The 5710-nt window shown below is 36.9% G+C and carries 5 protein-coding genes and 1 pseudogene; all 6 read right to left on the bottom strand.

The features are described from left to right. Window positions 1-410 (bottom strand): annotated as a pseudogene (locus AC3AX0_RS05840) (hypothetical protein); the annotation flags it as partial. Further along, window positions 411-1265: an ABC transporter ATP-binding protein gene (locus AC3AX0_RS05835; protein WP_487549367.1), complete on the bottom strand. Its 855-nt coding sequence runs from the start codon at window positions 1263-1265 to the stop codon at window positions 411-413. It lies immediately after the preceding pseudogene. A 154-nt stretch (window positions 1266-1419) separates the two neighbouring features. Continuing rightward, window positions 1420-2031 carry a TetR/AcrR family transcriptional regulator gene (locus AC3AX0_RS05830; protein WP_487549366.1) on the bottom strand — a complete coding sequence of 204 codons (612 nt, stop codon included), beginning with the start codon at window positions 2029-2031 and terminating at the stop codon, window positions 1420-1422. 23 nt (window positions 2032-2054) lie between these two features. After that, complete coding sequence (locus AC3AX0_RS05825; protein WP_487549365.1) at window positions 2055-3257, bottom strand: efflux RND transporter periplasmic adaptor subunit; 1203 nt, start codon at window positions 3255-3257, stop codon at window positions 2055-2057. 218 nt (window positions 3258-3475) lie between these two features. Then, window positions 3476-3997: a dihydrofolate reductase family protein gene (locus AC3AX0_RS05820; RefSeq protein ID WP_487549364.1), complete on the bottom strand. Its 522-nt coding sequence runs from the start codon at window positions 3995-3997 to the stop codon at window positions 3476-3478. Window positions 3998-4064: 67 nt separating this feature from the next. Continuing rightward, the gene (gene aguA, locus AC3AX0_RS05815; protein WP_487549363.1) at window positions 4065-5168 is read right to left on the bottom strand and encodes an agmatine deiminase; all 1104 of its coding nucleotides are present in this window, start codon (window positions 5166-5168) and stop codon (window positions 4065-4067) included. Between the last annotated feature and the right edge of the window lie 542 nt (window positions 5169-5710).

Here is a 5710-nt window from a genome sequence, read left to right as displayed (position 1 = left end):
TGTAGATAGTATGTATGTATAATTTGATTATCTTCATTTACTCGAGCATGTACAACAGGTACCCTTTCGGAATTCGAAAAGGCATGAAGGGCATCCAAACTTTTAAGAAGATGGATTTCGGATTCCTCCGTCTCGTAAAGTTCAGCTTCAAAAATAGTTTTTTCCGCTTCCAATTCCACTATTTCAACAGTTTCATCCAAGTCTTCCTCCAGCAGATTGTCACGGTATTTATCCTCCACAACCTGGGGCAGGTCAAGATAAATGTACTGTTCACCCTTGGTGTCGAATTCCTCAGGGACAACAAAAACGAGAATCATAAGCAGTATAACAGCCATGCCCAGTTCGATGTAGAAGTACCAGCTTTTTGAAGAAAGGATGAGCTCCTTTGTAAAACTGTACCATAGTTTCATTTACACCAGTCCCCTTCCTGTCACCTTAATGAATATTTCTTCAAGTGTGGCCTCCTTTGTATGCATGGTCCTTATGTCGTTTTCCTTTATGACCTTTATCAATCTCTGCTTTTCTTCATCAACCACTGTGGAGAAAGTATCTTTAATGAGTTTTCCATTTTTGGAATACTCAACTTCCACAAGTTTTTCACCGTATTTCTGCTTCAATTCCTTTGGAGAATCTATCAGTCTTATCTTGCCATCAACAATAAATGCAACCCTGTTACACAATTCATCTGCAATATACATATTGTGTGTAGTCAGAAAGATTGTAACTCCTTTTTCGTTTTCCTGCCTGATTATATCTTTTATGGTAGCTGCTATTGCCGGGTCAAGTCCCGTAGTCGGTTCATCCAGAAACCACATCTCAGGGTTGTTTATCATGGACCTGGCAAATGTTAGCCTGTGTTTCATACCTTTTGAATATTTCCCAGCCTTTATGTTTTCCTTACCGTCCAATCCCACCAGTTTTATCAAATCCATGGGATTTCTTGTTTTTACATCGAATAATTTTCTGTAGAATTCAAGGTTCTCAAGAGCTGACATCTTGTTGTAAACATTGGACTGCTCAAATGACATGCCTATTTTGTTAAACATTTTGTTCTTTATATCCTTGATATCATATCCTGCAACCTCAACCTCTCCTTTTTGGAGCTGCAAAAGTCCGGTCAATATGTTTTGGGTAGTGGATTTACCTGCTCCAGAAGGACCAAGGAAGCCGAAAATCTCCCCTTTTTCAATTTCAAAGTTGACATCATCCACCGCATAGTTTTCATCGTTGCTGTATGAGTGGTAAAGGTTCTTGACTTTAATCATCTTTGCCTCCTAGTATTTATACCATAACTTTAGTTGAGTTAATTCATGTATCATTTGTAATACAAACGGTTCAATTGTACTTCAAATGTTATATGAATTAATACGAAACTTATTATGATATAAAACTACATTATTATTCTCTTGTTCTTGAATCTCATCTATAGAATCCTCTTCTCAGGACTACTATGTATCTATCCACTTCATCCGATATAGCATCGATTTTTATTCTTTCACCGGATTCTATCCTTTTGAGATAGTCCTCTCCCATTTTCTCGAATGTCCATATAAGGATGTTCATGGTTTCTTTTATTTCCTTGTCTTCCTTGAACAGCGAAAAGTCGATATTTTCATGGTATACCTTATCATAAATGTTGGGAACATATTCTTCAAAGATTGCCTTCATCTCATCCACAGACTTATTTTCATAAATCCTTTTGGAAAATTCCAATAAATACGGGTACTTTCGGCAAACCTCCAATTTAATAATTACTATATCCTTGATGCGCGTCAATATGTCTGGTTCTTTCCAGTCCAGTTTTTCGACGACTGCATCAGCAATGACCCTTATGGAGAATATCTCCAGGTATTCATAAAGCTTCATCTTGCTCTTAAAGTAATTAAAAAGCGAACCTTTTGATATTCCAGCTTTTTCCACGATTCTGTTGGTTGAAGCCTTTTGATAAGTGTTCTTGCTGAATTCCTCCATGGCGCTGTTGATTATTTTCATTCTCTTCTTTTCATCCAAACCAGACAGTCTGTTTTCCAAGATAATCACCTCTCCAGCCGCTTTTAGTTATCACCGTATTTGAGGATAACACTTTCTCCCTCTTCCAGTCCTTCCTTTATCTCAATTCGGCTGTCGTCCGCTATTCCCGTTACAACCTCTCTTTGAACAGGCTCACCGTCTTCGAGTACATCCACATATATTTTCATATTCTCTTCATACACTGCATCTTCATGTATGAAAAGTGCCTCTTTAGATTCTTCTATCATTATTCTCGTTTTCACCTTAAGCCCAAATGACAAGTCATTATCGGACTGCGGAAGATTTATCTCAACAGTTTGTCGATTTTCTTTAACTCCCAGCTCGGAATAGACGATAAAAGCCTTTGGGCGAACCTTTTCCACCTTGAGATTGTCAATTTGAACATTCAAATTCTCATCAGTAACGGTTGCCTTCATACTGGTCTTGACGAGGACAGCATCCTCAGCCATTAAATCTATCAATACTGTTTTTCCCGACGGATCCTGCATTTCCAGAATCTTAAGTCCTGCATAGGGAATATCTCCTTCAAATGTATTCAGTTCCGTTATAAGGCCATCAAAACCGGCATATATCAGTGAGTCTTTTTTGTCTTTTTCAAGAGTTTCCAGAGTAAGCAACAAAACATCGATTTCCGCTTCGTATTTTATCTTCATATTTTCCGAAAGTCCTTTCGAAAGCAGATTATAGCTGTTTTGTGCCATGGCAAGGCTGTTTTGTAACTGTTCCAATTCATTCACTGCCTTTTCCAGCTCTATTTCCGCTACGACCTCGTTCTTGAACAGTTCTTCCATCCTGTTCCTGTTTTCCTTTGCCAAGGCTATACTGCTTCTTATTCTGGAAATTTCCAATTTTGCATTATTGATGCTCTCAAAATCAGTTCCCGACAAAGCCTCGCTGTAGGTTGCCTTTAGTGCTTCCAGCTGTTTTCCCACCTTCAGGATTTCCGAATCGCTGTTGTCTTCATATTTGATAAGAAGCTGTCCTTTCTTAACATAATCTCCCAGTTCCAATCCAATTGTTTCCACTTTTCTGACGCTGTTTCCGTAATAACTCCTAACATTTCTAGAGCTTACTGTGCCGACTTCTTCAACATATTTTCCTATTTCACCTTTTTCAACTTCAACTGTTTCATATTTTACTCCGACATTCCTCGACGTCAAGAGATAAAATATTCCTGCTGCTACAGCTGTAAGTATGACCAATGCGATAATCAGTTTCTTTTTCATAAATACCTCCACCGTATGGTTGTCTACTTGACCAGTGTGGTCAATTTAATTATATAACTTTAATTGTAGGTAGTCAAGGTAATGAAGGTTGTAGGGTTGCGTTAAAGTGTAGTGTACCATTGTACATAAAGAAAGGGACTTTCTTTTTATATTTTTTTCCTACAATAACTTTACGCTAGCATATTCATTATTGTATTTTTGTTTTTATTATTGAACCTCTATCTTCTGGAATATTCTACTATTATCATGCCTTCTTTAACCGTATACCTGTCAAGATGGAGTTTGACTGATGGATTATTCCCAAGAAATAATAGTTTTCCTTTGCCTATTACCATAGGAACTACAGCAATTACAAATTCATCTATTATGTCTGCCTTCATAAAATAGTCAACCAGGATACTTCCTCCATAAAGAAATATATCCTTTCCGTCTTCCTTCATAAGTTTACTGACAAACCCAACAATATCATCATTGATGAATTCTATATTATCATGGTCCTCCATGTTTCTGCTTGTTGCTACGATCACTCTATGGTCTTTAAAAAATTCCATTGTGGCATCTTCATATGATACTCTACCCATGACTACAGTATCCATTTTTCCTAGGAATACATCAAAATCGAATTTCTCCTTCGTATCCAAAGTGGAATCACCATCACCTGTAATCCATTCAAAACCACCCTCCTCATCAAGGATATACCCATCAAGACTCATTGCCAGACTTAGAACTAATTTTCTCATTTATATTTTCCCCCACTTTTTTTAAAAAATACTATACTTTTGTACTCTTTGAATTTTTGCCAACATCTTATTTACCAGATGGCTGCTGTTGAGTAATGCAATGAATATTTCCGCCACCAAGAATTATTTCCCTTGCATAAATTCCTACTATTTCCCTTTCGGGGAAAATACCCTCTAATGTATCAACGGCCGCCTTGTCATGTACTTCGTCACCAAACAAAGGTAGAATTACTGCCTTATTAGCTATATAGAAATTGGCATATGAAGCTGCCTGTCTATCTCCTTCGAGTCTTGTTAGTGTTCCATCAACTGAATCAACGCCTTCACTTTCCTCATTTGTAATTATTACTTTATCTGGAATATGAACCTTGTAAATTTTAAAATCACGTCCTTTTGCATCCTTTTCACTACTCAAATAATCAAAGGCTAATTTTGAAAATGGATATTGAGGGTCATTTTCATCATCAGTCCACGCCAATACCAGTTCACCAGGTGCAACGTAATGAACTATATTATCAACATGTTCATTTGTTTCGTCCAAATAAATTCCATTGGGAAGCCATAAAACCTTATCCACTCCAAGATACTCTTTTAATTTGTTTTCAATCTCTTCTTTACTCATATCTGGATTACGGCTATCATGCAACAGACAAGCTTCTGTCACAATAGCTGTACCTTCTCCATCCGTATGAATGGCCCCACCTTCAAGCACAAAGCTTTCCAAACTGTAATAATCAATATTTTCTATTTCACAAACTTTTACAGCAACCTTGTCATCCTTGTCCCAGGGGAAGTATAGTCCGTCAACCAGGCCACCCCAAGCATTAAATCTCCAGTCGATTCCCCTTACATCACCCTTGTCATTGACAACAAAAGTTGGTCCTACATCCCTCATCCACGCATCATCATTTGACATTTCAACTAAACGGACATTGTTGCTAAGTACTTCCTTTGCTGCCATAAATTCACCTTCAGAAACACACATTGTCACGTCTTCATATTTCGCTATTGCTTCTGCTACTTCAACAAAAGCTTGTTGAACAGGTTTAGCACCATTTCTCCAATTGTCTGTTCTTTCAGGCCATATCATCCAACAACCTATATGGTTTTCGAATTCTCCGGGCATTCTATATCCGTCTTTTTTAGGTGTACTGTAAATTTTCTTAGACATTTAAATCCTCTGAAATATTTTTTTTTACAATTCAACTGACTATATTATAAATAATAATTTTCAAGTTGTAAATACTGTCCAATTTATATCCCCTGATCCCACTTGAGTTTGACCTGGACAACTCTTTTTAACTTTTCATTTCTTCAAAGCTCATCTCATTTAAAACCAGCTCTTTCTCATGGGCACTACCTGTTAAACAAAAATAGTCGTCGTGATCTCTAATAAACATTGAACCATTGGCAAGTGATTTGAACGACCACTACCAAAGTTAGGACCATATTTGTTATACTGATTAATAAAATCATTTATATTCACTTCAATCACCTCATAATTATTATATCTACATTAAAAGAACTATACAATAGCCGCCTTTCATAATTCCTAATTCTATAAAACCAACCCAGGTCAGTAAAACTACATGCCCAGTTTGGCTAGTTGAACTTTTATTCTATTCTAAACTCTATGGGTTTATTGTTATCAACTTCAATTTTATTAACTTTAATACTAACATGTGTGTCCCTCGCCCGTATATGGTCCATTAT

It is taken from the genome of Dethiosulfatibacter sp. (assembly GCF_983023055.1).
The sequence above is the reverse complement of the archived record's forward strand: the minus strand, read 5'-3'. Positions and strand labels throughout refer to the sequence as shown.